This is a genomic window from Pseudomonas sp. PDM17, from assembly GCF_014851985.1.
Lineage (GTDB): Bacteria > Pseudomonadota > Gammaproteobacteria > Pseudomonadales > Pseudomonadaceae > Pseudomonas.
Genome location: NZ_JACVAT010000020.1, coordinates 1 through 814, shown reverse-complemented (window position 1 = coordinate 814; position 814 = coordinate 1). Strand labels below are relative to the sequence as shown.

At 63.5% G+C, this 814-nt stretch carries 1 protein-coding gene; it reads left to right on the top strand.

The features are described 5' to 3' along the window. Nucleotides 1-47: 47 nt before the first annotated feature. Nucleotides 48-814: type VI secretion system Vgr family protein (locus IB256_RS30465; protein WP_192404995.1), on the top strand; the 767-nt coding region annotated here is incomplete at its 3' end.

The following is an 814-nucleotide window of genomic DNA, read 5'->3' as shown; positions in this document are numbered from 1 at the left end:
CAGCCTAACTGGTGGGATCGACGTTCTCCCCGGAACGGACGCCCGCCATGCTCATCGATGCCGCCCACCGCTTCTTCGATCACAGTCGTCATACGCTTAGTATCAGGGACGTCACCGCGCCGCTCGATGTCCTGGCCTTCACGGGAGACGAAGCGCTCAGCCAGCCCTTCGCCTACCGCATCGAATTCACCAGCACCGATCTCGACCTCCCCGCCGACTCGTTCCTCTGCAAGGACGCCAGCTTCAGCCTGCGCGCGCCGCCCGAGCAGTTAGGCATTCCCGGCTACACGCCGCCGCTCGCGCCGCCCCTGCGTACGCTGTACGGCACGATCAGCCGCTTTTCCCTGCTGGCCATGTCACGGGACGAATCCCGCTACAAGGTGACTTTCGTCCCCCGTCTGAAGCTGCTGGGCCTCGCTCGCCAGTACCGCATTTACCAGAACCAGAGCGTGCCGCAGATCGTCGAGCAGGTACTGCGGCGCAATGAGTTCGAAGGGCAGGATTTCCTCTTCGAACTGACCCGTGAATATCCGCAACGCGAACAGGTGATGCAGTACGGCGAGGATGATCTGGCGTTCATCCAGCGCCTCACGGCCGAGGTGGGCATCTGGTACCGCTTCAGCATGGATGAGCGCCTGCGCATCGAGGTACTGGAATTCCACGACGACCAGCGTCACTACCTGCCCGCGCCACCCTTACCGCTGCGCCCGCTTTCCTCGCTGGAGTCCAGCGGCCGGGACGCCGTCTGGAACCTGCAGAGCGGCTATGGACTGGTCCTGCAGCAGGTCAGCAATCGCGCCTACTACTACCGCGA